Below are 24,768 nucleotides of genomic sequence, written 5' to 3'. Positions count from 1 at the left end.
TTTTGCACGGCAGCAATGCCCGACAGGATTACCGATCCGCGTTCGACCGACACAACCGTTCTGGATCATACATCCCTTGGCAACCGCGTCTGCATAGGTCGCGATGATGTCCATCGCCATTGTCGCCACCAAGCCCGAATACACGATCGAGGATGATCGGCTCCAGAGCGTGATCCTCATTCATGTCGAGGGTTTCTTCGACCTGCCGACACTGCGGGATCATTTCGCCGAAAATGCCGCGGTGGTGAAGCGCTGGCGTGCGGCAGACCGTCCGATCAGGGTCCTCATCAACGCCGTCGACCTGAAGCCGCACAGTCCAGAGGGTCAGGCCTGCGTACAGGATGCGACGGGAAGGATCTATCAAGCCGGCGACAAAGTGGCGGTCCTGGTGTCCTCAAGCCTCGTCAAGATGCAGATGCGAAGAGCCCTGTCGCGCGGCGACATCCTGAACTTCTTTATCTCGGAAAGTGCAGCGCTAACCTGGCTGGACGTTCAGCAGGATCAGGACCGACCCGAGGCAGCGGCTTAGCGGGCGATGCGTTTCGCGTCGGCGCACCCCGCACTCCGCAACCCACCAGACACACGATCGTTGTCCCTGCGTAACAGGAGGGATTTCGATGTTCACCACGACCCAATGGCTGATCGTCGCGCTGGTGCTCGTCGCGGGCTGGCTGCTCGGGCTGGCGAGCCATCCGGGCGGCAAGACGTGGAAGACGCGCTACGCCGCCGAGCGGGAAGCACACGCCGCCAACCGCAAGGAAGCCGAGGCGCGGATCGCCGCCGCCGACCGCCGCAACGCCGAGCTGGAGCGTGAGCATGCCCGCCTCGCCAGGACCGCGCCCGTCACCGCCGCGACGATCGCGCCCCGCGCCACGGCGGCGGCCAACCGCGCCCGCCCCGCCTACCCGACCGGCGAGCGTCGCGGCTGGTTCGACTGGGGTCAGCGCCCGCGCGTGTGATGCTCAACACCTCGTTAACCCTCCTGCGCATAGGGTCGCGACCGTAACGAAACGGGAGTGGACGATGCGCCAGAGGTGTTCGGTGGCCGGGATCGGCGAACAGGCGCAGGCCGTGCGCGCCGAAGCCGACAAGATGCGCGCCGCCGTCGAGGGCCACAACCGGGACGCCAAGGTCACGATGACGGTCCTGCAATTCCGGATGCTCGCCAGCATGATGACACAGCTTGCCGACGCCGCATCAGGCTGCGGCGGCAAGGACTGCATGGGTGCCGAAGTCGACGGCTTCCGCTTCTGGGTCGCCCAATCGCCGGTCGGTCATCCGCAGGGAACGGCTTGATACGGACGATGCCGGCAAGCGGCACCGTCCGTATCGACGTCATTACGCCGCGACGGGTACCAAAGCGCTACGACGACGCAGTGCGCCGCCGACCACGCCGATGCCCGCGATCATCAACGCCCAGCTGGCTGGCTCCGGCACGCGCGCGCCGCCGATGGCGAAACGGAAATCGCCATCCTGACGGCCCGAGTAATTGTTCAGCGGGTTACCGGAGCTGACGTTGCCGTTGGTCGTCAGGCGCAACGAATACGGCGTGTTGGCCGCCAGGGCGAAGGTGAGTAGCCCCGTGCCCCGCGGATCCGTCACGGCGTTGCCGCTGGCAAGACTGGTCATCGCGCCGTTGATGACGAAGTTCCAGCTTTGCAGCCCGAACGTCGCGCCGTCCGCCGTGATGGCGTAGTTGAACGACAGCGTCGCAGCCCGATCGAGCGTGAAATCGTAGCTCCAGCTCAGCCCGTCGCCGAAATTGGCGCCGACACCATCCTCGCCCGGCTGGGCAGCGAAGCTCCAGCCGGCGTTCGTGCCGATCGCACCCGACAGGCCGTCGGTCGCCCAGCTGCCTGTCGTTCCGCCGAAAGTGGTGACGGTACCGCCACTGGGGCCGGAGGCGACGGCACGGGCAAGAACGCCCATCGTGCGCGGCGTCGTGGTCCACGTATCGCTTGGCATATCCTGCGCAGTGACGTTCGAGGCGATCCGGGCATTGGCGTCGAACCCGACGAAGCCGCTGGCATTGCTGACGGTCTGCGCGGCCGCAGGCAATGGCGCGAGCAGCAATGCGGTCGTGACGATGGTCTTGAGCATGATGGTTCCCCCTGACAGTATGACGTCCTGCGCCGAACCACCATGCCGTCACCGCGAATCGGGCAAACCCGGATTTAACAGCCCTATCAGGGTTTTGCCGAATACTTCCCATCCGCCAACGAACACACCGGTTAACGCAACGTCAACTATAGCCGAAATGACTCGACAGCGCCATCGTTGCGCCCGTCGTTCAGGATCGCGCCAAGGCCGCCTGCGCCGCCGCCAGCCGCGCGATCGGTACGCGATACGGCGACGCCGACACGTAATCGAGGCCCACCTTCTCGCAGAACGCGATCGAGGCGGGATCGCCGCCATGTTCGCCGCAGATGCCCAGCTTGATGTCGGGCCGCGTCGCGCGCCCGCGCTCCACCGCCATCTCCACCAGCTCGCCGACGCCTTCGACGTCCAGGCTGACGAACGGGTCCTTGGCGTAGATGCCCTGCTCCACATAGGCGCCGAGGAAGCGGCTGGCGTCGTCGCGGCTGACGCCCAGCGTCGTCTGCGTCAGGTCGTTGGTACCGAACGAGAAGAACTCGCCCGTCTCCGCGATCTCGCCCGCCTTCAGCGCGGCGCGAGGCAGCTCGATCATCGTCCCGACGAGATATTCGACGCGCTTGCCGCGCTCGGTGAACACGGCCTCCGCCGCCTTGTCGACGACGGCCTTCATCAGATCGAGTTCGCGCTTGGTGCCGACCAGCGGGATCATCACTTCCGGGATCGGCGGCTCGCCCGACTTCTCGGCGACATCCAGCGCCGCCTCGAAGATCGCGCGGGCCTGCATTTCGTAGATTTCCGGATAGGTCACGCCCAGCCGACACCCGCGATGGCCGAGCATCGGGTTGAACTCGTGCAACTCGGCCGCGCGCCGCTTCAGCGTATCGATATCGACCCCCGCCGCCGTTGCGACCTCCGCGAACTCGGCTTCCTCGTGGGGAAGGAATTCGTGCAGTGGCGGGTCGAGCAGACGCACCGTCACCGGCAGGCCCGCCATGACTTCGAAGATTTCCGCGAAGTCGCTGCGCTGTTCGGGCAGCAGCTTGTCCAGCGCGGCGCGGCGACCCTTCTCGTCAGACGCCAGGATCATCTGTCGCACCGCGGTGATGCGTGCGGCGTCGAAGAACATATGCTCGGTCCGGCACAGGCCGACGCCCTCCGCGCCGAATTCGCGCGCGGTGCGGCAGTCGGCCGGCGTCTCTGCGTTGGCGCGCACCTTCAGGCGGCGGACCTCGTCGGCCCAGACCATCAGCGTACCGAAATCGCCCGCCAGCTCCGGCTGCACGGTCGCGACCGCGCCGGCCATGACCTCCCCGGTCGCGCCGTCGATGGTCACGATGTCGCCCTCGCGCACCTCCCGCCCGCCGACGCGCAGGATCTTGTCCTTGGCCGAGATGGAGATGCTGCCGGCACCCGACACGCAGGGACGGCCCATGCCGCGCGCGACGACGGCAGCGTGGCTGGTCATGCCGCCCCGCGCGGTCAGGATGCCACGCGCCGCATGCATGCCGTGGATATCTTCCGGGCTGGTTTCGGTGCGGACGAGGATCACCGCCTTGCCGTCCGCGGCCCAGCGTTCGGCGGTGTCGGCATCGAACACCGTCGCGCCCGACGCCGCGCCGGGCGAGGCCGGCAGCCCCTTGGCGATCACGTCGCGCGGCGCCGAAGGATCGAGCGTCGGGTGCAGCAACTGGTCGAGCGCGGCAGGATCGACGCGGGCGATCGCCTGCCGGTGCGTAATCAGCCCCTCGTTCGCCATGTCGACCGCGATCTTCAGCGCCGCCTTGGCGGTGCGCTTGCCCGACCGGGTCTGGAGCATCCAGAGCTTGGCCTTTTCGACCGTGAACTCGATGTCCTGCATGTCGCGGTAGTGGTTTTCGAGCCGGTCGAACACGGCGGCGAGTTCGCCGTACACTTCCGGCATCGCCTCTTCCATCGACGCGGCCTTCGCGCCCGCGTCCTCGCGCGCGGTCTTCGTCAAATATTGCGGCGTGCGGATGCCGGCGACGACGTCCTCGCCCTGCGCGTTGATGAGGAATTCGCCGTAATAGGCGCGGTCACCCTTGGACGGATCGCGGGTGAAGGCGACGCCCGTCGCCGACGTTTCGCCCATATTGCCGAACACCATCGCCTGGATGTTGACGGCGGTGCCCCAGCCGGCGGGAATGTCGTTCAGGCGACGATAGACCTTCGCCCGCTCCGACTGCCACGACCCGAACACCGCACCGACCGCGCCCCAAAGCTGGTCATGCACGTCCTGCGGGAACGGCTTGCCCCATTCCGCCTCGACCAGCGCCTTGTACTCGGCGACCAGCGCTTTCAGATCGGCGGCGGACAGTTCGGTGTCCAGCGTGAAGCCGTTGTCTTCCTTCGCGATCTCCAGCGCTTCCTCGAACGCGCCGTGATCCAGTTCCAGCACCACGTCGGCATACATCTGGATGAAGCGGCGATAGCTGTCCCACGCGAACCGCTCGTCGCCGGAACCCCGAGCCAGCCCCTCGACCGTCTCGTCGTTCAGCCCGAGGTTCAGGACGGTATCCATCATCCCCGGCATCGACACGCGTGCGCCGGAGCGGACCGACACGAGCAGCGGATTGGCGGGATCGCCGAACGCCTTGCCCGTCACCTGCTCGATATGCGCCAGCCCCTGCGCCACCTCGTCGCGCAGCGACTGTGGGAAGACCTCCCCCTCCTCGTAATAGCGCGTGCACATCGCGGTCGAGATGGTGAAGCCCGGCGGCACCGGCAGGCCGATCGAGGCCATTTCCGCCAGATTCGCACCCTTGCCGCCGAGCAGGTTCCGGTCGCCCTTGCCCCCATCGGACACCCCCCCGCCGAAGCGGTAGACATAGCGGTCGTCGGCCCCGTTCAGATCGGTGCTCGTTCCGGGTGCCGTCGCCATGTCCCTCGTCCCTCTATATATCGATGCATTCGTATGTTGTGCGCCGCAACATTCTGGCAAGCTATTTTCACGATGGGCCGCGGAAAGTTAGTCTAAGGTTAGTCCAACGCGGCTTTATCCCTCGATGCGCGAGAAGTCGGCGACGGTATGCACGGCGTCGCGCACGCGGGCGAGCAGCGCCAGACGCGCGGCGCGCTTGTCCGCATCCGGATCGTTGACGGTCACGCTGTCAAAGAACGCGTCGATCGGCCCGCGCAGCGTGGCGAGCGCCGCCATCGCCGCCTCGAAATCCTCCGCCTCCACCGCGCGGGCGGCAGCGGGTTCGGCGGCGTCGAGCGCGGCGATCAGGTCCGCTTCCGCTATTTCCGGCGTGTAGGACAGCGTTTTTCCGCCCCCTTCGTCGCCCCCCCCTTCTGGGGAGAGGTTGGGTAGGGGCTTGGCGGAACCGTCCTGAGACTCACCACCCACCCCCGGCCCCTCCCTTGGAGGGAGGGGAGAATAGCCCTCCTTCTTCAGGATATTGGCCGCACGCTTGTAGCCGGCGAGCAGGTTGGCGCCATCCTCCGTCCCGACGAACGCTTGCAACGCGCGGACGCGGGCGAGCAGGCGGACGAGATCGTCCTCCCCACCCAACGCGAACACCGCGTCGATCAGGTCGTGGCGGACGCCGGCTTCGCGTTGCTGGACTTTGAGGCGGTCGATGGCGAAAGTGATCAACTCATCGACGTATCGAGAGTACCCTGCATCGGCATCGGTTGTAACGTCACGAGCGCGACGTGCGCGATGGTTCTGCTCCAACGCCAACTCAAACATCTTCCGCAAGGACGCCGATAGCGCGTTCTGTTGGATAATCGAAGCGACTCCGAGAACTGCTCGACGCAGAGCAAAAGGATCTTTTGATCCCGTCGGTTTTTCATTGATTGAGAAAAACGCAGCAATCGTATCCAGCTTGTCCGCCAGCGATACCGCCACCGTCACGGGATCGGTCGGCACCTCGTCACCCTGCCCGACCGGCTTGTAGTGATCGCGCACCGCCGCTGCGACGCGGGGGTCTTCGCCTTGCGCGGCGGCGTAATAGCCGCCCATCAGGCCCTGCAGTTCCGGGAACTCGCCGACCATGCCGGTGACGAGGTCCGCCTTCGCCAGCCGCGCGGCGCGTTCGGCGAGGTCGGCCAGTTCCTCCCCGGCACGGGGAGGGGGACCATCCGCAGGATGGTGGAGGGAGGCGTCCGCAAGCGACGCACCATGAGGCACGCCCCCTCCACCAGCTTCGCTGGTCCCCCTCCCCGTGCCGGGGAGGATTATCCCCTCCTCCACCAGCCACCGCGCCAGCTTCGCGACGCGGTCGACCTTGTCGGCGACGGTGCCCAGCTTCTCGTGGAAGACGATCTTCGACAGCTTCTCCGCCTGCGTCTCCAGCGGCACCTTCAGGTCGGTGTCGTAGAAGAAGCGCGCATCCGACAGGCGGGCGGCGAGGACCTTGCGGTTGCCCTCGACGATCGTCGCGCCGCCGTCCGACGCCTCGATATTCGCCGTGCAGACGAAGGCGTTGGCCAGCGCGCCACCGGAATCACGGCACACGAAATACTTCTGGTTCACGCGCGCGGTCAGCTGGATGACCTCGGGCGGCACGCTCAGGAATTCGGCGTCGAACCGGCCGAGCAGCGGCACCGGCCATTCGGTCAGGCCGGCGTTCTCGCCCACCAGCCCCTCGTCCTCGACCAGCACCAGACCGGCCTCCGCCGCCAGCGCGGACGCGCGGTCGCGGATGATCGTGCGGCGGGCGTCCTGATCGACGATGACGTGCGCGGCGTTGAGCTTGGCGACGTAGTCGTCGGCCGATCCGATCGTGATCGGGCCGGGGTGGTGGAAGCGGTGGCCGAGCGTCGCATAGCCGCTCTCGATGCCGGCGATCGACACCGGCACCAGTTCCTCGCCGAGCAGCGCGACGATGCCGTGCAGCGGCCGCACCCAGCGCAGCGACTCGGTGGACGTCGACGCTGCGCCCCAGCGCATCGACTTGGGCCAAGGGAAGGCGCGGACGATCGCCGGGATCGCGTCCGCCAGCACGTCGGCGGTGGCGCGGCCGGGCTTTTCGGTGATCGCGAAGAACACGCCGTCCCGTTCGGTCAGCTGCTCGCGCGTCAGGCCGGTCTTGCGCAGGAAGCCCTCCAGCGCCTGTGGCGGCGCAGCGGTCTTGGGGCCCTTCACCTCCTCGGTGACGGCGGCGGTTTCCAGCGGCAGGTCGCGCGCGATCAGCGCGAGGCGGCGCGGGGTCGCGTATGTGGCGATCGCACCAGTCGTGATGCCTGCCTTGGCGAGTTCGGCGGCGAACAGGCGGGCGAGGTCTTCGCGCGCCTTGTCCTGCATGCGCGCCGGGATTTCTTCGGAGCGGAGTTCGAGGAGGAAGTCGGTCACGCGGCCCATCCGTTCTTGTCCATCCACGCCCCGCACGCGCCCTTCGCCAGATCGCGGACGCGGCCCATATACGCCTGCCGCTCGGCGACGGAGATCACGCCGCGCGCCTGCAACAGGTTGAAGGTGTGCGACGCCTTGATCGCCTGTTCGTAGGCGGGGATCGGCAGCCCGCGCTCAAGGCAGTTCTCGCACTCCGCCGCGGCCTTGCGGAACAGGTCGAACAGCGTGTCGGTGTCCGCGACCTCGAAGTTCCAGGTCGACATCTGGCGCTCGTTCTCCAGGAACACGTCGCCGTAAGTGACGCCGCTGTCGTTGAACGCCAGATCATACACGTTGTCGACGTTCTGGATGTACATCGCCAGCCGCTCCAACCCATAGGTCAGCTCGCCCGCGACAGGCTTCATGTCGTAACCGCCCATCTGCTGGAAATAGGTGAACTGCGTCACCTCCATCCCGTCGCACCAGACTTCCCAGCCCAGCCCCCATGCCCCGAGCGTCGGCGATTCCCAGTCGTCCTCGACAAAGCGGATGTCGTGGAGCGCGGTGTCGACGCCGATCGCCGCCAGCGAGCCGAGGTACAGGTCCTGAAGATCGGGCGGACTGGGCTTCAGGATCACCTGATACTGGTAGTAATGCTGGAGGCGATTGGGGTTCTCGCCGTAGCGGCCGTCGGTCGGACGGCGGCACGGCTGCACGAAGGCGGCGTTCCAGGTATCCGGCCCCAGCGCCCGCAGCGTGGTGGCGGGGTGAAAGGTGCCCGCGCCCATCTCCATGTCATAGGGCTGCAGGATCACGCAGCCGCGCTCGCTCCAATAGTCGTGCAGCGCGAGGATCATCCGCTGAAAGGACAGCGGGCGCTGAGCAGGTGGGGCAGCAGGCGGGGAGGCGGGTGGAGCGGCGGACATGCCCTGCGCTTTGGCGAAACCCCGCCGCCCCCGCAAGGGGAGCACCGGTTCCGCTGAAGGGTTCGTAACGTTTCCGGTATTATCGATCGCGCGCCCTTTCGCTCGCACCCGGGACGCTCCACATGACGCGCATGCTGAAACTCACCGCGACGGCCCTCGCCGCGTTCCTCGCCCTTCCCGCCTGCGCGCAGCAGGCGCCCACCCCGCAGACCGCGAAGGCGGATGCCGATCCGGCCTTGTGGGTGGTGAAGGACGCGGACACGACGATCTACCTGTTCGGGACGATCCATGTCCTGAAGCCGGGGATGACGTGGTTCGACGAGGCGGTGAAGACCGCCTTCGATCGATCGGGAGAGGTGGTGCTGGAACTGGTGATGCCTGACCCCGCCAAGATGCAGGGGCTGGTCGAGGCGACCGGCGTCGCGCCCGCGGGCACGCCGCCGCTGACCGAGCAACTGCCCGCGAGCAAGCGCGCCGCGTTTGGGAAGGCGGTGGTCGATCTCGGGCTGCCGGCGAACGCGCTGGATCGCTATCGCCCGTGGCTGGCGGCGACGCAGCTGTCGGTCGCGCCGCTGTCCAAGCTCGGCTACGACTCGGCTAACGGCCCGGAAGAAGTCATCACCGCCGCCGCCAAGGCCGCGGGCAAGCCGGTGATCGGGCTGGAGACGGCGGAGCAGCAGCTCGGCTATTTCGCGGGTTTATCGGCGAAGGCTCAACTCCAGTTCCTCGAGAGCACGGTCGACGAACTGCCGACCGTCGAGAAGCAGATGGCGCGGATGGTCGACGACTGGGCAAAGGGGCGGCCCGACGATCTCGCGAGCGAGATGAACGACAGCCTGAAGGACTCGCCGGAGGTGGCGAAGGTCCTGCTCACCGACCGTAACGCGCGCTGGGCGGACTGGGTGAAGATGCGGATGGACAAGCCGGGCACGGTGTTCGTCGCGGTCGGCGCGGGACATCTGGCGGGGCCGGAGAGCGTGCAGGCGCAATTGCAGCGGATCGGCGTCAAGGCGGAACGGGTGCCGTACTGATCTTCTGGTCCTCCCCCCGCACGGGCAGGGGGACCAGCGAAGCTGGTGGATGGCAGTCACGGGCGACACGGCTTGGGGCTGCCCCTCCGTCACGCCTACGGCGCGCCACCTCCCCGCGAGCGGGGAGGATTGAGTGCCGCACCTTGCCTTTCATCCGCATTTCCGCTAGGCGCGCCCGCTTCCGGCCATCACCATCCCTGGAGGCGTGGCGCGGATAGACACACTGTTTTCGGAGACGTTACATGAGCGAGACCATCACGCTCGCGGCCGAGACGCGTGACCGGGTTGGCAAGGGAGCCTCCCGGGCACTGCGTCGCGACGGCCGCGTGCCCGCCGTCATCTACGGCCTCGGCAAGGAGCCGACCGCCATCCACCTCGAAGAGAAGGCGCTGAACAAGGCGCTGTCGACGGGGCACTTCATGAACACGGTCGTGATGGTCGCCGGACAGCGCACGCTGCCCAAGGACGTCGCCTTCCACCCGGTCAGCGACCGCCCGACGCATGTCGACTTCCTGCGCATTTCCGAGCATTCGACGGTTACCGTCGCGGTGCCGGTGGTGTTCACGGACGAGGCCGAGTGCCGCGGCCTGAAGCAGGGCGGCGTGCTGAACATCACCCGTCACGAGATCGAGCTGGTCGTCGACGCCGCGGACATCCCGGCGGAACTGACCATTTCGCTCAAGGGTCGTGAGATCGGCGACGCGATCCACATCAGCGACGTCACGCTGCCGAACGGCGCGACGCCCGCGATCGAGGACCGCGACTTCGCGATCGCCACGATCGTGCCGCCGACCGTCCCGACCGCCGCCGACGAGGCGCTCGACGCCGAAGTCGCCGAGGCACAGTCGGAAGAGGCCGCCGCCGAGGCTGCTGCCGACGCCGCCGAAGAGGCCGGCGACGAGGATACGGCCGAGGGCTGATCCCCTTACCGTACCGACGTTTCGGGGGCAGGTGGCGGCAACGCCCCCTGCCCCTTCGTCGTTTATGGGGACTGAAATCCTCCCCTCAGGGGGTTGGGGTGGAGCCTCTCCCCCGGGGCGGGTCGCCCGCGGCACCCCCCCACCCCCAGCCCCTCCCCTGAAGGGGAGGGGAGAATAGAAGGTATGACGACATGCAGGTCTGGGTCGGGCTGGGCAATCCGGGGCCGCAATATGCGATGCACCGCCACAATATCGGCTTCATGGCGGCCGACGCGATCGCCGCGGTGCACGGCTTCGGCCCGGTCAGGAAGCAGTTCCAGGGGTGGACGCAGGAGGGCCGGATCGGGTCGCAGAAGGTTCTGCTGCTGAAGCCGGCCACCTTCATGAACGACAGCGGCCGGTCGATCGGGGAGGCGCTGCGCTTCTACAAGCTGGGCGTCGAGGCGCTGACGGTGTTCCACGACGAACTCGACCTCGCACCGTTCCGCGTCAAGGTGAAGACCGGCGGGGGTGCGGCCGGGCATAACGGCCTGCGATCGACCGACCAGCATCTGGGGCCGGAGTATCGCCGCGTCCGGCTGGGTATCGGCCATCCCGGGCACAAGGATCGCGTGACGGGCTATGTCCTCGGCAATTTCGCGAAGGTGGAGCTGGACTCGCTGTCCGACATGCTGGGCGCGGTCGCAGCCGAGGCGCCGCTGCTCGCCGCGAACGAGGATGTGCGCTTCGTCAACGACGTCGCGCTGCGCATGGCGGGCTGACGTGTGAATGATAGTCGTTCGCAACTATGCACGACGTTGCTTTTGATAGTCTGTCGCAAACAACTATACTGTTATTGACACTAACTCTCATCTTGTATGAGAATAACTCGCAACGGTGATTTGTTGTTGTCTTGGGAACTTTGCGGACGTACTTGCCGTTTTGTCATCAAGATTACGACTACAGGAGCAGTTCTCATGGCCCTCACCACCGCTGGCGTTGCCGCCTGTGCCAAGTGCAAGTTCTTCGACACCGAGGCTTCGGGCGAGCAGCTCGGCCTGTGCCGCTACAACCCGCCGATCAGCCAGCCGAGCGGCGACACCGCCGGTGTCTGGCCGAAGGTCGAGGCCAGCGACTGGTGCGGTCACTTCGAAGCGGTTGCCGCCTGATCGAACAACGGCGGGCGGTTCGCTCGCCAGCCGATTACGGAACGCCGGTCGCGCAAGCGGCCGGCGTTTTTGTTTTCCGCCGTTCTGCCGGGCTCGTCCCGGCATGACGGAAACTATTCCCCCAGCAACTCCGCCAGCCCCACCGGCCGGAACCCTCGCGCATCCACTCCCACGTCGAACTGCCGCAACATCGGCTTCAACCGTCCGTGACTATGGCCATGCAGGTTGATCGCGCCGCGATGCTGGCCGTTCCAGCTTCGGAAGGGATAATGGCCGAGAACGAGCCGCCGCCCTGCCCCTTCGATCTCGGCATAGTCGCGCACGCTGGCCCAACCCGCGATATCGCCGATCTCCGCCGGGTCGTTGTTCCCGCGCAGCAGATGCTTGGTGCCGTTCAGCGTCACCAGCAACGCCGGCAGGTCCGCCAGCCGGCGACAGACATCGCCCAGGTGCCAGATTACATCGTCCGGTCCCACGACCGCGTTCCAGTTCGCGATCAGCAGCGCATCCATCTCGATGACGCTGGCGAACGGCCGGCGCTGGATGTTGATCGTGCGGTGATCGCCAAAATGCGTGTCGGCGGTGAAGAACACGGCCACGATCAGGTCCAGTAGAGGACGCGAGCCTGCGGCAGGTCGCGGGCGATCCGCATCTGGAAAAACGCCCGCAGGTCTTGCATCGTCGCGGCGTCGTAGACATGCTTCACCGATCCGAACTTGGTCCGCTTCGCCGAGCGTTGCGCGCCGGTCATGTCGAGCGCGGAACCGGGATACCAGCTGTCGAGCACGGCCTTCGATCCCGGCGTGTAGCGGTGGGTGATGAGTTCGATCGTCAGGTCCGGCGCATCCGCGAGCAAGGCCGCGGCTTGCCCGATAAGGTCGCCATACGCCTGCTCCCATCCCTCGACCGCGATGATCGGCGCGATCGTCAGGCCGAGCGGGTAACCCGCGCGGCCCATGCGGGCGAGCGCCGCCAGCCGCTGGGCGACGGGATCGGTGCCCCCCTCGAACCGGGCGAATCGCGCCGGATTGACCGACGCACGCATGCGGGTGCGGCCGTGGTGGTCTAGCGACAGGAGCGGATCGACGGCGGCGAACTTGCTGGTGAAGCGAAGCTGCACGTCGGCCTCCCACGCCCCGAACCACGCGATCGTCGCGGACAGCGAGCCGGTCAGATGTTCGAGCGCGAGCGGATCGGTGTAGCAGCTCGCCTCGAACGTCGTGCCCTCATGCGCGCGGGCGGCGGAGCGCGAGGTCACGGCCCCCTGCCCCAGCCGTGGCGGCAGCTCCGCCCAGATTTCCGGCAGGTTCGCGTAAGCGCGCGTGATCGGCGGCCCCTTCAGCGATCCGGCGAGGTAGCAATAGCTGCAATGCGCCGGGCATCCTTCCGCGAGATCGATCCGCCAGTCGGCGGACGGCGCGATCGGTTGCGGGCGGCGCTTCGACGGCGGCGCGACCACGATCGCCAGCGTCTGCTTCGCCAGCGCATAGGCGGCGCGCGGGTCCCCGGGCTGGGCGAGCGCGAGGCGATCGGTCGCGAGGCGTTCGACGGCGATCCCCAGCGCCTCAACCCGAGCGACGATGGCGCGGCCATGCTCCCACTCCAGCGCCGACCGGGTCGCAACGACCCGGCGCGGTCGCCACAGGCGCGGGGCGGACGCGGACCGCAGTGTGGCGAGCGTGTCGGTTGGGGCGGAAGCCATATCGTTCAAACGCATCAGCGCGGGATCGGAAGCATGGATGTCGGCGATCGGCATCCTATGTGACTGATAACGATGCCAGACCCTTCACCGCTCATCCTCGCATTCGGCGACAGCCTGATCGCCGGTTATGGCTTGCGTCCCGACGAAAGCCTGCCCGCCCGGCTTCAGGCGCGGTTGCGCGCGACCCGTCCGCGCGCGCAGGTGGTCAATGCAGGCGTGTCCGGCGACACGACCGAAGGCGCATGGCGGCGATTGCCGCGCGTGCTGAGTGCGCTGCCGGAGCGGCCCGAACTGGCGCTGGTGCAGATCGGCCCCAACGATGTCCTCCGGGCGATCCCGCCGGAACGGATGCGCGCCCATCTGGAGGCGATCCTGACCGAGTTCGAGCGGTGCGCGATCCCCGTGCTGATGGCAACGGTCGCCGCGCCGCCGTTCCTGATCCAGCGGACGGAGGCGTATGCCGGCATTCACGAAGCCGTCGCGGCGCGGCACGGCGCGACGACCTGTCCGTTCTTCCCGCCGGGCGTGTTGGGGCACCCGGACATGGTGCTGTGGGACCGTGTCCACCCCAATGCCCGCGCGATCGCGCTGGTCGCGGAGCAGCTTGCGCCGGCGGTGGAGCGGATGCTGGCGCTTGCTGGTTCCGAAGCGGGATAGACCCACCTGTCTTCATTCCGGGCGCAGCGAAGCCATCCAGGCCTGCACTCGCGGCTCTGGATTACTGCGTCGCCCCCGCTCCTCGCAAGGACGGGTGCGCCTAGTGCGACAGGGTGGCGACGGCGCGCGCATCGGGATCGTCGCGAAGGGCCAGCGACAGGCTGGTCGGCGGCACCGCGGCGGCGGGGAGGTCGATCGTCGTGCCGGTGAAGCCGTCCGGAACCGCCGTCCGCTCCGCGCCGCCGGTCCCGACATCGCGGATCAGGAACAGGTTGCTGCCGCTGACGGTGCAGCGCGCCGCGTCGCAGGTGAAGCCGCTCAGGGTCGGCAGGCGGACCAGCGTCATCAATGGCTGCCACTCGCCGGTCGCGTCGCCCCGCTTCAGGCGGAAGCGCAGCGGACCATAAGCGGAGGGCCCGAGCGCGGTGCCCGGAGCGACCGTGGCGACCGCGACTTGGGCGTCCTGCAAGCGCAGGGGGACGCTCGTCGTCAGCCGCTCGTCGGCGGCGGCGATCTCCACCGTGTCGCCGGGCGCGAACCTTTCCTTGGTGCGCAACGAGAAGGTCAGTCGCGCGTCCTGCGCGATGAGGTTCTCGCCCTCCAGTCGCAACGGCATCGGCCCCGGCGGGGCGATCCGCTCCACCGATTTCGTCACCAGCGAAGCCTGCGGGCGCGGCGGGGCTGCTTTGACCGTACACGCGGCCTTGTCGCCGATCGCGAAACCGGGTCCGTCGAACGGCGTGAAGCCCCACAGGCCGTGCAGCACGCCCGGCATGGCGGTATCAACGTCGGCTGGCGCTGCACTCGCTAGGACATAGCCGCCCTTCGCCGCGTCGACCGCCACCGGCAGGTCGATGCTCGCGCCGTCCTTCTTGCGCAGTCGCAACGCCATCCGGCGCGGATAGTCGGTCGCGAACACCAAAGGCGCGCCGTTCACCGGCAGCACCAGCCCGCTGCGGCCGAGGCACAGGGGAGCGTTCGCGGCGGACTGAAGCGGCGGCAGCTTCGGCGCGGAGACGGGCGGCAACGCGACGACCAGCACCGATTGCGGTCGGCGGAACGAGGGAACGGCGTTCAGCAGCAGCCCGGTCGCACCGCCATCCTGCTCGCTGAGCGCGGGGATGAACTGCAACTGCGCCGACTGGAACGCGCCGAAGATACGGGCGAGGTCTCGGACGACGCCGATATAGGGGCTGTAATAGCCGTACCCGCCCTGCGGCGTCGCGCTGAGTTGCAGCGCGAGGTCGACCGGAGCGCCCGCCAGCGTTTCCGCGATCGAACTGGTCTGGCTGTCGGCGAGAACGACGGCGTTGCTGCTCTGCGTCAGGCACGCCGCCTGCACGTCCGCCTGACGCAGCAGGCAATTGGTGTCGAGCTTCACCGCAAGGCTCTGGGCGAGTTGGGGCGACACTTCGGCGATGCGCGTCGAATCGTGGCGCTGGATGCCGTCGAGGAACGCCGCCAGTCGCGCGCGGTCGAGCATCGCCTGGTTCAGCTCCTGCGACGCGCGCACGAATGCGCCCGGCCGGTCGCGGACCGCGCTCGTCACTGCGCCGATCGCGCCGCCGGTATCGGGGACGAGGAACACCAAGGCCTGCTCAGCGCCCTTCGGCACGACGGTGTCGATGATCGCCTTTTTAGGCTTCCACGTCTCCGCCTGCGTCAGCCAGTTCTTAGGGGGCGGGTTGGTCGCGCCGCGCAGGAACGCCAGCACCATCAGGTAATGCGCGCCCTGTTCGGGCGGCAGGTCGACCGCCACACGGATACGGTCGCCCGCCGTCAGGTTGGGCACCTGCGACAGCGGAAGCGTGACATCGCCGTGCCGGACCGACACGCGCAGCGACGGGCCGACAAGGTCGAACTGCCCGGTCTGCGCGACCGCGGCGGAGGTGGCGAGCAGCGCGGCGGCTGCGACGATCAGGGCCTTGGCGAAAGCGGGTACGGACACGCGCGGTGCTGTAGCGTGCGGGGCGCGCGTCGCCAAATCGCGTGGATCAGTACACCCGCTCGCCCACGACATTTCCGGTCGGGCTGTACCGGCACACCAGATACTCGTTCTGCGCATCGCCCGCCATCGCGCAGCCCAACCGCTGCGAATTGCGCCAGACGATCTGGGCATAGTGGCTGGCATCGCGGTAGTCGCCGGTGGTGCTGAACGCCGGGGTAATGCCGTTCACGAACACCTTTCGCTCGTCGAGCCAGTGCCCCAGCATCTCCTGGTAGGTGTAGGCCCGCGTGGTGCCCGTCCACAAATTTTCGCCCTCGTGATCCGGGCCGGGCGGCTGGTCGGCGTGGCGGAAGCGGCCGATCCGCGTCATTTCCAGTGCATAGGCGCGCGCACTCGTCACCAGCGTCGGATCCCAGGTCAGCGGCGGCAGCCCCAGCGTTGCGCGCTCGGCATTCTGCCCGTCGAGCATCGTCGCGCGCAGCAACGCCGCGCCGCGCGGCGCCGGTGCGGCGTCCGTCCTCGGCTCCACCACGCGGCGTGGCCCGTCGGTACAGGATGCCAGCAGCAACAGCGCCGCAATCCAGAGCTTTCCACGCATCCCTCGCATCTCCATAGACGGGGCCGATGACCGCACCTGACTTGGCCCTCTACGTCCATTGGCCGTTCTGCATATCGAAATGCCCCTATTGCGATTTCAACAGCCATGTCCGCGATTCCGTCGATCAGGCGGCGTGGCGCGACGCGATGCTGGCCGATCTCGCCTATGAAGCCGCGCTGACGCCCGGCCGGCGGCTGGGGTCGATCTTCTTCGGCGGCGGCACCCCGTCGCTCATGCCCCCGTCCACCGTCGCCGCCGTGCTGGAGGCGGCCGAGCGTGCGTGGGGCTTCGCGGACAGGATCGAGATCACGCTGGAGGCGAACCCGTCGTCGGTCGAGGCGGCGCGCTTCGCCGATCTGGCGAGCGTCGGCGTCAACCGCGTGTCGCTGGGGCTACAATCGCTGCGGAACGAGGCGCTGCATTTTCTGGGGCGAGCGCATGACGTGGACGAAGGGCTGGCCGCGCTGGCGACCGCGCAGGCGGCGTTCGCGCGTGTCAGTTTCGACCTGATCTACGCGCTGCCCGGCCAGACGATGGCCGAATGGCAGGCGGACCTCGCCCGCGCGCTGGCGCTGGGGACGGAGCATCTGTCGTTGTACCAGCTGACGATCGAGCCAGGCACGCGCTTCGCCACCGATGCGGCGGCGGGGCGGCTGACGATACCGGACGGCGACAGCGCCGCCGACCTGTTCGAGGCGACGCGGGCGACGACCGCGGCGGCGGGGCTGCCCGCCTACGAAACGTCGAACCACGCGCGACCGGGCGCGGAGAGCCGCCACAACCTCACCTATTGGCGCTACGGCGATTATGCCGGGATCGGTCCCGGCGCGCATGGCCGGCGTGCCCATGAGGCGGGGGCACTGGCGACGGTGCGCCACAAGAAGCCGGAGAACTGGCTGGGCGCGGTCGCGCGCAACGGCCACGGTGCGCAGGTCGAGGACCCGCTCAGCCCCCATACCCGCGCGGTCGAGGCGCTGTTGATGGGCCTGCGGCTGACCGAGGGCGTGGACCTGAAGCGGATCGCCGCGTTGGCGGGCGGGGTCGCACCGCTGGACCAGCGCGCGATCGAGCGGCTGTCGGCGCTGGGGCTGATCGTCGCGACGCCGGACCGGCTACGCGTCACCGAGGCAGGCGCGCTGCTGCTCGATGCGATCCTGACGGAGGTCGTGGAAACGCGCGTCGCCGCCTAACGGAGGCGGCACGCCGTCGATACCGCGAGCCCGTTCCCGAAATCGCGGCAATCCCAGCGCGCGTCGCGGGCGAAATCCGGATTGCGTGGGGCATCGCCCAGATGCGGCGTGTTCGCGACCCACAGGATCGCCGTCCCCGCTGCATGGCCCGCCCGCCCGAGGACGTAGCCGTTCGCGTCGATATGGGCGGGCACGATGATCTGGCGCACGGCGACGCGCCGCCCCGCGCGATCGAAGAAGAAGCGCGCGACCTGCGCCATCCGTCCGGTGTCGGATCGCTCTGCATCGGGATCGCTCCACACGAACACCAGTTCGCGAACGGGCCGCTGCATCAGCCATTCGCTGGGGCGTTCGAGATTGAACGAATGGCGCTGGTCCGCCTCCTGGGTGCCGAAGGACGAGCCGACCAGCCCGACCGCCCCGACGATCATCGCGAGGAAGGCCGCCGCGACGGCGGGCGCGTTGAAGCGGAGCGCCCACCGAGCCCAGACCGCGATGCCGAACAGCAGAGCCGGACAGGACGGCAACAGGTACCGGGGCGCGAATCCCGGCCGATAGACGCCGATCACGAAAAACAGCAGCACCGCGACGACGCCGCTGATGCCCAGCCACGCCTCCGGCGAGGGATCGAGGCTCAACGATCCGCCGAACCCGGACCGGCCTCTCCTCAGCCGCTCGACCAGCGTCCACAGCATCGCCGCCACGCCGATGCCGGCGAACACCGGGGTCCCCGCCAGCACGCCGGGCAGGCTGACGATGCTGGACCACGGGATCGTATAGCTGCTGCCGACATAGCCGCCGGTGAACCGCAGCACGAACGGCAGATGCACCGCCATCCACGCGATAAGAACGGCGAAAGGCGCCAGCGCCGGCCATGTCGCCAGCGCACGCCGGGGCCGCGTGCCGACGACGATCGATCCCTGCACCAGGCCGATCAGCAAGGCCCAGTAATGCGTCAGCCCCATCGCGGTCGTGATCGTGGTCCAGATCAGCATCCGCGACGTCGTCGTGCGGCGCATGGCCGCGACGAAAGCGATCCCCTGCGCCGTCGCCTGGAACGCCAGCAGCGAATAGGGCCGCGCGTCGCTCGACAGGATCGGTGCCGGCAACCACAGGAGCGTCGCCGCCGCCCAGAACAGCCGCAGGTCACGATCGGGGTGGCCACGCCACAGGATCATCGCCGGCGCGGCCAGCGAGAGTATGAGGCTGGGCAGACGCAGGGCCACGTCGCTGATGCCGGCGATCCGTGCCCATAGCCACATCGGGGCATAGAAGAGCGGCCCGGTCAGCTCGGCGCGCAACCAGTTCCAGAGACCGTTTGCGTCGTGCTGGCCGGCAATGACGCCCGTGAAGGTTTCGTCGAACCACAAGGGCGCGTGCCGGTTGAAGAACAGGCGCGTGGCGAGACCCAGCGCCAGCGCGGTCGCGAGCAGCGCCGGCCGCCAGTGTCGCTCCGCCCAACGCTCCGCCGCCAGGACGAGCCGCGGCGTGCGGACGGCAGAGATGCTGGTCGCCATGCTGCCCCGTGTACGGGCGAGCGGTTTGCGAATGGTTAATGGAATGCGAAGGCGGGGGCCGCCGATCCCCCCGTCATAGCGAGCGCAGCGAAGCGATCCAGGCCCATGCTTGCGGCTCCGGATGCCGCGTCGCTACGCTCCTCGCAATGACGGATTGGTCAGCATCGCGCTGCACGACCTCAAAGAAAGTTATACGGGTCCACGTCCACCGTCACCCGCGCCTTGGCAGGCCATTCGAGCGCCCCGAGCCATTCGCGGATGACGTCCTGCACGTCCAGCGCGCGGCGGGCATGCACCAGCAGGCGATACCGATGCCGCCCGCGCAGCATCGCCAGCGGTGCGGGCGCGGGGCCGTAGACGTGCATGCCGTCGACTTTCGGTGCGGTCCGGCCGACGAGGCGGGCGATCTCCAGCGCGCAGGGCTGGTCCTCCGATGACACCACGATCGCGGCATAGCGGCCGAACGGCGGTGCGCCCGCCTCGCGCCGCGCCTCCGTTTCCGCGGCGTAGAAGGTTTCGGCGTCGCCGGTAATCAGCGCCTGCATCACCTGCGCCTGCGGGCTGTGCGTCTGGATCAGCACGCGACCGGGCTTCTCCCCCCTGCCCGCGCGGCCCGACACCTGCCGGATCTGCTGGAACGTGCGCTCGGCGGCGCGCAGGTCGCCGCCCTCCAGTCCGAGATCGGCATCGACCACGCCGACGAGCGTGAGGTTGGGGAAGTGATACCCCTTGGTGACCAGTTGCGTGCCGACGACGATGTCGATGTCGCCGGCCTCCATCCGGCCGACGAACTCCGCCGCCTTGGCCGGCGACCAGATCGTGTCGCTGGTGACGACCGCGGTCTTCGCCTCCGGGAACAGCAGCGCCACCTCGTCGGCGATCCGCTCGACGCCGGGACCGCAGGCCACGAGCGTGTCCTCGCCCTTGCACTCCGGGCAGGCGCGCGGGACGGGTTCGACATGGCCGCAGTGATGGCAGGCCAGCCGCCGCGTCAGCCGGTGTTCCACCATCCACGCGGTGCAGTTGGGGCATTGGAAGCGGTGGCCGCACGTCCGGCACAGGGTCAACGGCGCATAACCGCGGCGGTTGAGGAACAGCAGCGATTGCTCGCGCCTGTCCAGCGTCTCGGTCAGCGCCGTGACGAGGCGGGGGGCCAGCCAGCGTCCCCGCTCCGGCGGCTCGGCGATCAGGTCGATCGCGGCGATGTGCGGCATCTCCGCCGGGCCGTAGCGGTCGGGCAGCTTCAGTTCGGCATAGCGGCCCAGCGCGACCTGCTGCCGCGTCTCGATCGCGGGCGTCGCCGAGGCGAGGATCACCGGGCATTGTTCGAACTTGCCGCGCATCACCGCCACGTCGCGCGCGTGGTAGTGGACGCCCTCCTCCTGCTTGAAGCTGGTCTCGTGCGCCTCGTCGACGACGATCAGGCCGAGATTGGCATAGGGCAGGAACAGCGCCGAGCGCGCGCCGACCGTGACCAGCGCGCGCCCCTCCGCGATTGCCCGCCACGCGCGGCGGCGCTGGGTCGAGCGCAGGCCCGAATGCCACGCCACCGGCTCGACACCGAACCGGTCGTGGAAGCGCTTCAGGAACGGCTCCGTAAGGGCGATTTCGGGCAGCAGGACCAAGGTCTGGCGGCCCTGACGGATCGCCTCCGCCACCGCCTCGAAATACACCTCCGTCTTCCCCGATCCGGTGACGCCATCGAGCAGCGTCGGCTCGAAGCGGTGGTCCGCGACGGCGGCGACCAGCGCGGCGGCGGCCTCCGACTGGCCGGGATTGAGCGTGGGGGCGGCATGATCCGGGTCGGGCGGGACGAAGGGGCTGTCGATATCGACCTCCACCGCCTCGATCGCGCCCGACTTGACGAGGCCGCGGATGACGGCGTCGGACACGTCGGCGATGGTGGCGAGTTCGCGGATCAGGCCCTGCCGATCGGCGATCCGCTCCAGCGCCTGCTCGCGCTGCGGAGTCAGGCGTGGCGGCACCTCCCCGGTCACACGGTACTCGGTGACGGTGCGCGCTCCCTCCAGCGCCGAGGTGGAGGCAAGGCACATGCGCAGCACCGACGCGGGACTGGCGAGGTAATAGTCCGCCGTCCACTCCACGAGCCGACGAAGCGGCGCTCGCAACGGCGGCACGTCGGCCACCGCCAGCAGATTGCGCAGGCGGTTGTCGCCGACCTCCGCATCGGACGGCATCCGATCCGGCTCCCACGCCACGCCCAGCAACTGGCGTGGCCCGAGCGGCGCGACGACGATCGATCCGGGCTCGACCTCGGTACCGTGCGGCACGCGGTAGTCGAGCGGCCCCAGGGCGGCGTTGAGCAGGAGGACGCGGGCGCGGGTCATGCGCCCGCCATATGGCGACGGATCGACTCGCGCGAAAGGCTGGGCAGTGGCAGGGAGCGGGAATGGACCTCCCCTTTCCGCTCGCCGAAGAATGGGCCGCGCATCTGGCGCGCGACCGGCGGCGGTCGGAGCATACGGTCAGGGCGTACCGCGCCACCGCCGTGCGGCTGCTGCGGTTTCTGGGCGAACACTGGGGCGGTGTGGTGACGCGGGAGGCGCTGGGTGGCGTCAGCGCGGCGGACCTGCGCGCATTCCTGGCGTGGCGGCGGACGGACGGACTCGGCAACGCCTCCGCCGCGCGCGAACTGTCGGCGGTGCGCGGGTTTCTGGCGTTTGCGGGGGCGGACGCGCCAAGATTGCGCGGGCCGAAGGTGGCGAAAGGCGTGCCGCGACCGGTCGTCCCCGCCGACGTCCTCGCGCTGGCGGGCGAGGTCGCGGACGAGGCGAGCGCGCCGTGGATCGGCGCGCGCGACTGGGCGGTGCTGCTGCTGCTCTACGGCGCCGGACTTCGGATCGGGGAGGCGATGGCGCTGACCGCATCGGTGCTGCCGCTCGGCGAGACGCTGACCGTGACCGGCAAGCGCGCCAAGACCCGCGTCGTGCCGCTGCTGCCGCAGGTACGGACCGCGATCGACGACTATGTCGCGCAGGTGCCGTGGCGGCTGGAGCGCGACGCCGCGCTGTTCCGCGGGGCACGTGGCGGTGCCCTGTCCGCGGGCGTGGTCCGGTCGGCGGTGCAGCGCGCGCGCGCCGGTCTGGGGCTGGGTGAGCGGACGACGCCGCATGCGCTTCGCCACAGTTTCGCGACTCACCTGCTCGGTCGAGGTGCCGACCTGCGCGCGTTGCAGGAGTTACTGGGCCATGCCAGCCTCTCGTCGACTCAGGTCTATACCTCGGTCGATGCCGCACACCTGCTCGACGTGTACCGCAACGCGCATCCGCGAGCCTGAGCGACGGTCAACGTTCCTCCCGCGGCTTCCACGTCGTGACGCGGTAGATGTACCAGCCGACGATCGCGACCGTCAGCGCCGCCGCGAACGGGCCGACATAGCGGTCGAGCATCTCGAACCGTCGATCCAGATACACGCCTGCCAGCGCCAGCACTGCGTTCCAGATCGCCGACCCGGCTGCCGTCGCGATCAGGAAGCGCCAGTGCGGCATGCAGGACATGCCGGCAGGGAGCGACACCATCGTGCGGAACGTCGGCATGAAGCGGAACACGAACACGACCCAGCCGCCGCGGTCGTGGAAGAAGCGGGTGATCTTTTCCACGTCCTCCCAGTCCAGCGTCAGCCACCGGCCCCAGCGATCGACGAACGGCTTCAATCCCTGATAGCCGAACTTCCGCCCCACCGCGTACCAGAAGTAGTTGCCGATGACCGTGCCGAGCGTACCCGCTGCGATCAGCCAGCCGAGCGTCATGTGACCGCGCCCGACCGCCATGCCCCCCAGACCCATGATCACTTCCGACGGGATCGGCGGAAAGACGTTCTCCAGCGCCATCAGGAAGACGATGCCAAGATAGCCGCCGCGGGCGATGAGATCGACGATGAAGTCGGTCATGCCGGGCACCGGGCGTCGACTGGCAGGTGGTACGAGTACATCGCGCCTCAACGCGTCGCGGGGGCATTCCGTTCGCCGACCTTCGCCTCGACCACATCCCAGATCATGCCCGCAACGTCGGTGCCGTCGAACTTTTCGATCGCGACGATGCCGGTGGGCGAGGTGACGTTGATCTCCGTCAGCCACTCGCCGCCGATCACGTCGATACCGACGAAGATCAGTCCGCGCGCCTTGAGCTCGGGGGCGAGCGCCGCACAAATCTCCCGCTCGCGCGCGGTCAGTTCGGTCTTCTCCGCCGATCCGCCGACCGCCAGATTGGAGCGAATCTCCCCCTCCCCCGGCAATCGGTTGATCGCGCCCGCGACCTCTCCGTCGACCAGCACGATCCGCTTGTCGCCCTTCGCCACCGCCGGCAGGAACGCCTGGATCATGTGCGGTTCGCGCCACGTCTGGTTGAACACCTCGATCAGCGCGGACAGGTTCGCGCCGTCGCTGCCGACCTTGAAGATCGCCTTGCCGCCATTGCCGTGCAGCGGCTTGACGACGACCTCGCGATGCCGGGCGAGGAACGCGCGCGCCTCGTCCAGCGAGCGGGTGATGAGCGTCGGCGGCATGAAGCGGGCATAGTCCAGCACCCACATTTTCTCCGGCGCGTTGCGGACGCTGGCCGGGTCGTTGACCACCAGCGTGCGGTCGGCGATCCGCTCCAGCAAGTGGGTCGCGGTGATGTAGCCAAGGTCGAAGGGCGGATCCTGCCGCATCAGCACGACATCGGCCTGCTCGCCGAGATCGAGCGACACCGGTTCGTCGAAGCGGAAATGATCGCCGACCACGCGCTGCACCGTCACCGGATGCGCCTTCGCCCAGAGCCGCCCGTCGGACCAGTTCAGATCCTCCGCACCGTAATGGAACAGCCGGTGCCCGCGGGCCTGCGCCGACAGCATCAGCGCAAAGGTCGAGTCGCCCGCGATGTTGATGCCGGCGAGCGGGTCCATCTGGACGGCGACGGTGAGGGTCATGCACGGCTCCTGAAATCTGCCGCGCATGTAGGGGGGCGACGCCGCGAAGTCACCCAAGCCCTAACCGATCCAGGCATTCTCGATGTGGCGCGGTCGGGTGCCCGGCGCGAGCAGGATCACGTCGACGCGGATATCGTCGCCCGGCCCGGCATAGCGCGGCATCAGCACCTCCGCCGCCGCCGCGACGCGGGCCAGCCGGCGTTCGTCGATGGCGTGATCCAGTTCGGCCACCGTGCGACGGGTCTTCACCTCCACGAAGGCGACGAGATTGCCCTTGCGCGCGACTAGGTCGACTTCCCCCGCCGGCGTGCGGACGCGACGGTCAAGGATGCTCCAGCCCTTGAGCCGCAACCACCAGCCGGCCAGCCGCTCGCCGCGCCGGCCGGCGGCTTCGGCGGTGCGGCGCTGGGGTGTGGAGCGGGACATCGCGGCAGCGTGGCGGAGGGCGGGCCGCTACTCAAGCGCCCCTTCTCCGCGTCGTTCAGGCGGCTTCGGCCCACAACCATTCCAGCGCTTCGTCCTCGCGATCGAAGATGCGATGCTTTTCCTGCGTCGACAGGCGCTTGGCCTGCAATCGATGCAACGTACCCGACACGACCAGCGCGATCTTGCGCGAGGGAGAGTCCGGCCGGACGATCTTGGCGAATTCGGCCGCGGCCTGCTGCGGCAGGATGTTCTTCTCGCGCATGTCGACGATCGTGAGGAACTGACCGTACGCGCGCCGGCACCGATCATCCCGCGGATCGTGCGTTCCAGATCCGCCACGAACACGGTCGTCAATGGTTGATCCCAAGTCCCTGCGAGTTCA

General features: G+C 68.4%; 24 protein-coding genes. 10 read left to right on the top strand and 14 right to left on the bottom strand.

Features of this window, described 5'->3' with window-relative positions; translation table 11 throughout:
- The first annotated feature begins 103 nt into the window (after positions 1-103).
- The 3 genes from ILT43_RS17905 (at position 104) to ILT43_RS17895 (ending at position 1,296) form a co-directional block, all read left to right on the top strand.
- Complete coding sequence (locus tag ILT43_RS17905; protein WP_204200352.1) at positions 104-529, top strand: hypothetical protein; 426 nt, start codon at positions 104-106, stop codon at positions 527-529.
- Positions 530-617: 88 nt separating this feature from the next.
- A complete protein-coding gene (locus ILT43_RS17900) occupies positions 618-959 on the top strand; it encodes a hypothetical protein (RefSeq protein ID WP_204200351.1) in 342 nt (113 codons plus the stop codon).
- Positions 960-1,041: 82 nt separating this feature from the next.
- Positions 1,042-1,296, top strand: coding sequence for a hypothetical protein (locus tag ILT43_RS17895; RefSeq protein ID WP_204200350.1), 255 nt, complete (start codon positions 1,042-1,044; stop codon positions 1,294-1,296).
- Positions 1,297-1,338: 42 nt separating this feature from the next.
- On the opposite strand, the gene ILT43_RS17890 is transcribed toward ILT43_RS17895, so the two are convergent.
- The 4 genes from ILT43_RS17890 to ILT43_RS17875 form a co-directional block, all read right to left on the bottom strand.
- Positions 1,339-2,100, bottom strand: coding sequence for a PEPxxWA-CTERM sorting domain-containing protein (locus ILT43_RS17890; RefSeq protein WP_204200349.1), 762 nt, complete (start codon positions 2,098-2,100; stop codon positions 1,339-1,341).
- A 190-nt stretch (positions 2,101-2,290) separates the two neighbouring features.
- Positions 2,291-4,996 (bottom strand): pyruvate, phosphate dikinase, encoded by a 2,706-nt coding sequence (ppdK, locus tag ILT43_RS17885; protein ID WP_204200348.1) that lies wholly within the window; start codon positions 4,994-4,996, stop codon positions 2,291-2,293.
- Positions 4,997-5,110: 114 nt separating this feature from the next.
- Positions 5,111-7,414 carry a glycine--tRNA ligase subunit beta gene (gene glyS, locus ILT43_RS17880; protein WP_204200347.1) on the bottom strand — a complete coding sequence of 768 codons (2,304 nt, stop codon included), beginning with the start codon at positions 7,412-7,414 and terminating at the stop codon, positions 5,111-5,113.
- Positions 7,411-8,250, bottom strand: a complete 840-nt coding sequence (locus ILT43_RS17875; RefSeq protein ID WP_425530313.1) for a glycine--tRNA ligase subunit alpha — start codon at positions 8,248-8,250, stop codon at positions 7,411-7,413. Before ILT43_RS17875 ends, glyS begins: the two co-directional genes overlap by 4 nt.
- A gap of 200 nt (positions 8,251-8,450) precedes the next feature.
- On the opposite strand from ILT43_RS17875, the gene ILT43_RS17870 reads away from it, so the two are divergent.
- The 4 genes from ILT43_RS17870 to ILT43_RS17855 all read left to right on the top strand — a co-directional run bounded on the left by ILT43_RS17870 (position 8,451) and on the right by ILT43_RS17855 (position 11,418).
- On the top strand, positions 8,451-9,350 hold the full coding sequence (locus ILT43_RS17870) for a TraB/GumN family protein (RefSeq protein WP_204200345.1): 900 nt from the start codon (positions 8,451-8,453) through the stop codon (positions 9,348-9,350).
- Between the two features lie 242 nt (positions 9,351-9,592).
- Positions 9,593-10,270 (top strand): 50S ribosomal protein L25/general stress protein Ctc, encoded by a 678-nt coding sequence (locus ILT43_RS17865; protein WP_204200344.1) that lies wholly within the window; start codon positions 9,593-9,595, stop codon positions 10,268-10,270.
- A 191-nt stretch (positions 10,271-10,461) separates the two neighbouring features.
- Positions 10,462-11,031, top strand: a complete 570-nt coding sequence (gene pth, locus ILT43_RS17860) for an aminoacyl-tRNA hydrolase (RefSeq protein WP_204200343.1) — start codon at positions 10,462-10,464, stop codon at positions 11,029-11,031.
- A gap of 195 nt (positions 11,032-11,226) precedes the next feature.
- Positions 11,227-11,418 carry a hypothetical protein gene (locus ILT43_RS17855; protein ID WP_055841169.1) on the top strand — a complete coding sequence of 64 codons (192 nt, stop codon included), beginning with the start codon at positions 11,227-11,229 and terminating at the stop codon, positions 11,416-11,418.
- Positions 11,419-11,531: 113 nt separating this feature from the next.
- Here ILT43_RS17855 and ILT43_RS17850 read toward each other — a convergent pair whose 3' ends face one another.
- Positions 11,532-12,017 (bottom strand): hypothetical protein, encoded by a 486-nt coding sequence (locus tag ILT43_RS17850; protein WP_204200342.1) that lies wholly within the window; start codon positions 12,015-12,017, stop codon positions 11,532-11,534.
- Between the two features lie 2 nt (positions 12,018-12,019).
- Positions 12,020-13,135, bottom strand: a complete 1,116-nt coding sequence (locus tag ILT43_RS17845) for an SPL family radical SAM protein (RefSeq protein ID WP_204200341.1) — start codon at positions 13,133-13,135, stop codon at positions 12,020-12,022.
- A 57-nt stretch (positions 13,136-13,192) separates the two neighbouring features.
- Between ILT43_RS17845 and ILT43_RS17840 the strand changes: the two genes are divergently transcribed.
- Positions 13,193-13,777, top strand: a complete 585-nt coding sequence (locus ILT43_RS17840; RefSeq protein WP_204200340.1) for an arylesterase — start codon at positions 13,193-13,195, stop codon at positions 13,775-13,777.
- Between the two features lie 100 nt (positions 13,778-13,877).
- Here the strand turns inward: ILT43_RS17840 and ILT43_RS17835 are convergent, their stop codons facing one another.
- Both ILT43_RS17835 and ILT43_RS17830 read right to left on the bottom strand, forming a co-directional pair.
- Complete coding sequence (locus tag ILT43_RS17835) at positions 13,878-15,725, bottom strand: hypothetical protein (RefSeq protein WP_204200339.1); 1,848 nt, start codon at positions 15,723-15,725, stop codon at positions 13,878-13,880.
- Positions 15,726-15,771: 46 nt separating this feature from the next.
- Positions 15,772-16,323, bottom strand: coding sequence for a CAP domain-containing protein (locus ILT43_RS17830; protein ID WP_204200338.1), 552 nt, complete (start codon positions 16,321-16,323; stop codon positions 15,772-15,774).
- Between the two features lie 26 nt (positions 16,324-16,349).
- Here ILT43_RS17830 and hemW point away from each other — a divergent pair, with 26 nt between their 5' ends.
- Positions 16,350-17,513: a radical SAM family heme chaperone HemW gene (hemW, locus tag ILT43_RS17825; protein WP_204200337.1), complete on the top strand. Its 1,164-nt coding sequence runs from the start codon at positions 16,350-16,352 to the stop codon at positions 17,511-17,513.
- Here hemW and ILT43_RS17820 read toward each other — a convergent pair.
- Complete coding sequence (locus tag ILT43_RS17820; RefSeq protein WP_204200336.1) at positions 17,510-19,030, bottom strand: hypothetical protein; 1,521 nt, start codon at positions 19,028-19,030, stop codon at positions 17,510-17,512. The two genes, hemW and ILT43_RS17820, sit on opposite strands and share 4 nt — an antisense overlap.
- A gap of 179 nt (positions 19,031-19,209) precedes the next feature.
- Positions 19,210-21,378, bottom strand: coding sequence for a primosomal protein N' (locus ILT43_RS17815; protein WP_204200335.1), 2,169 nt, complete (start codon positions 21,376-21,378; stop codon positions 19,210-19,212).
- A 62-nt stretch (positions 21,379-21,440) separates the two neighbouring features.
- Between ILT43_RS17815 and ILT43_RS17810 the strand changes: the two genes are divergently transcribed.
- Positions 21,441-22,328, top strand: coding sequence for a tyrosine recombinase XerC (locus ILT43_RS17810; protein ID WP_204200334.1), 888 nt, complete (start codon positions 21,441-21,443; stop codon positions 22,326-22,328).
- Between the two features lie 7 nt (positions 22,329-22,335).
- On the opposite strand, the gene ILT43_RS17805 is transcribed toward ILT43_RS17810, so the two are convergent.
- From ILT43_RS17805 to ILT43_RS17790, 4 genes are read right to left on the bottom strand one after another with little or no spacing between them, the layout of a single operon-like run.
- Positions 22,336-22,941, bottom strand: a complete 606-nt coding sequence (locus tag ILT43_RS17805) for a DedA family protein (protein ID WP_204200333.1) — start codon at positions 22,939-22,941, stop codon at positions 22,336-22,338.
- 47 nt (positions 22,942-22,988) lie between these two features.
- Complete coding sequence (gene gshB, locus ILT43_RS17800; RefSeq protein WP_204200332.1) at positions 22,989-23,960, bottom strand: glutathione synthase; 972 nt, start codon at positions 23,958-23,960, stop codon at positions 22,989-22,991.
- Positions 23,961-24,020: 60 nt separating this feature from the next.
- The gene (locus tag ILT43_RS17795; protein ID WP_204200331.1) at positions 24,021-24,386 is read right to left on the bottom strand and encodes a YraN family protein; all 366 of its coding nucleotides are present in this window, start codon (positions 24,384-24,386) and stop codon (positions 24,021-24,023) included.
- Positions 24,387-24,441: 55 nt separating this feature from the next.
- Positions 24,442-24,648, bottom strand: coding sequence for a hypothetical protein (locus ILT43_RS17790; RefSeq protein WP_204200330.1), 207 nt, complete (start codon positions 24,646-24,648; stop codon positions 24,442-24,444).
- Positions 24,649-24,768: the final 120 nt, after the last annotated feature.

The sequence above is a fragment of the Sphingomonas longa genome, assembly GCF_016892685.1.
GTDB classification, from domain to species: domain Bacteria; phylum Pseudomonadota; class Alphaproteobacteria; order Sphingomonadales; family Sphingomonadaceae; genus Sphingomonas; species Sphingomonas longa.
The sequence above is the reverse complement of the archived record's forward strand: the minus strand, read 5'-3'. Positions and strand labels throughout refer to the sequence as shown.

Coding starts and splice junctions, on each gene's coding strand:
- ILT43_RS17905 (WP_204200352.1), top strand. CDS start 104: ATGATGTCCATCGCCATTGTCGCCACCAAGCCCGAATACACGATCGAG.
- ILT43_RS17900 (WP_204200351.1), top strand. CDS start 618: ATGTTCACCACGACCCAATGGCTGATCGTCGCGCTGGTGCTCGTCGCG.
- ILT43_RS17890 (WP_204200349.1), bottom strand. CDS start 2,100: ATGCTCAAGACCATCGTCACGACCGCATTGCTGCTCGCGCCATTGCCT.
- ppdK (WP_204200348.1), bottom strand. CDS start 4,996: ATGGCGACGGCACCCGGAACGAGCACCGATCTGAACGGGGCCGACGAC.
- ILT43_RS17875 (WP_425530313.1), bottom strand. CDS start 8,250: ATGATCCTCGCGCTGCACGACTATTGGAGCGAGCGCGGCTGCGTGATC.
- ILT43_RS17870 (WP_204200345.1), top strand. CDS start 8,451: ATGCTGAAACTCACCGCGACGGCCCTCGCCGCGTTCCTCGCCCTTCCC.
- ILT43_RS17865 (WP_204200344.1), top strand. CDS start 9,593: ATGAGCGAGACCATCACGCTCGCGGCCGAGACGCGTGACCGGGTTGGC.
- pth (WP_204200343.1), top strand. CDS start 10,462: ATGCAGGTCTGGGTCGGGCTGGGCAATCCGGGGCCGCAATATGCGATG.
- ILT43_RS17855 (WP_055841169.1), top strand. CDS start 11,227: ATGGCCCTCACCACCGCTGGCGTTGCCGCCTGTGCCAAGTGCAAGTTC.
- ILT43_RS17845 (WP_204200341.1), bottom strand. CDS start 13,135: ATGCGTTTGAACGATATGGCTTCCGCCCCAACCGACACGCTCGCCACA.
- ILT43_RS17840 (WP_204200340.1), top strand. CDS start 13,193: ATGCCAGACCCTTCACCGCTCATCCTCGCATTCGGCGACAGCCTGATC.
- ILT43_RS17830 (WP_204200338.1), bottom strand. CDS start 16,323: ATGCGTGGAAAGCTCTGGATTGCGGCGCTGTTGCTGCTGGCATCCTGT.
- hemW (WP_204200337.1), top strand. CDS start 16,350: ATGACCGCACCTGACTTGGCCCTCTACGTCCATTGGCCGTTCTGCATA.
- ILT43_RS17820 (WP_204200336.1), bottom strand. CDS start 19,030: ATGGCGACCAGCATCTCTGCCGTCCGCACGCCGCGGCTCGTCCTGGCG.
- ILT43_RS17815 (WP_204200335.1), bottom strand. CDS start 21,378: ATGACCCGCGCCCGCGTCCTCCTGCTCAACGCCGCCCTGGGGCCGCTC.
- ILT43_RS17810 (WP_204200334.1), top strand. CDS start 21,441: ATGGACCTCCCCTTTCCGCTCGCCGAAGAATGGGCCGCGCATCTGGCG.
- ILT43_RS17805 (WP_204200333.1), bottom strand. CDS start 22,941: ATGACCGACTTCATCGTCGATCTCATCGCCCGCGGCGGCTATCTTGGC.
- gshB (WP_204200332.1), bottom strand. CDS start 23,960: ATGACCCTCACCGTCGCCGTCCAGATGGACCCGCTCGCCGGCATCAAC.
- ILT43_RS17795 (WP_204200331.1), bottom strand. CDS start 24,386: ATGTCCCGCTCCACACCCCAGCGCCGCACCGCCGAAGCCGCCGGCCGG.
- ILT43_RS17790 (WP_204200330.1), bottom strand. CDS start 24,648: ATGCGCGAGAAGAACATCCTGCCGCAGCAGGCCGCGGCCGAATTCGCC.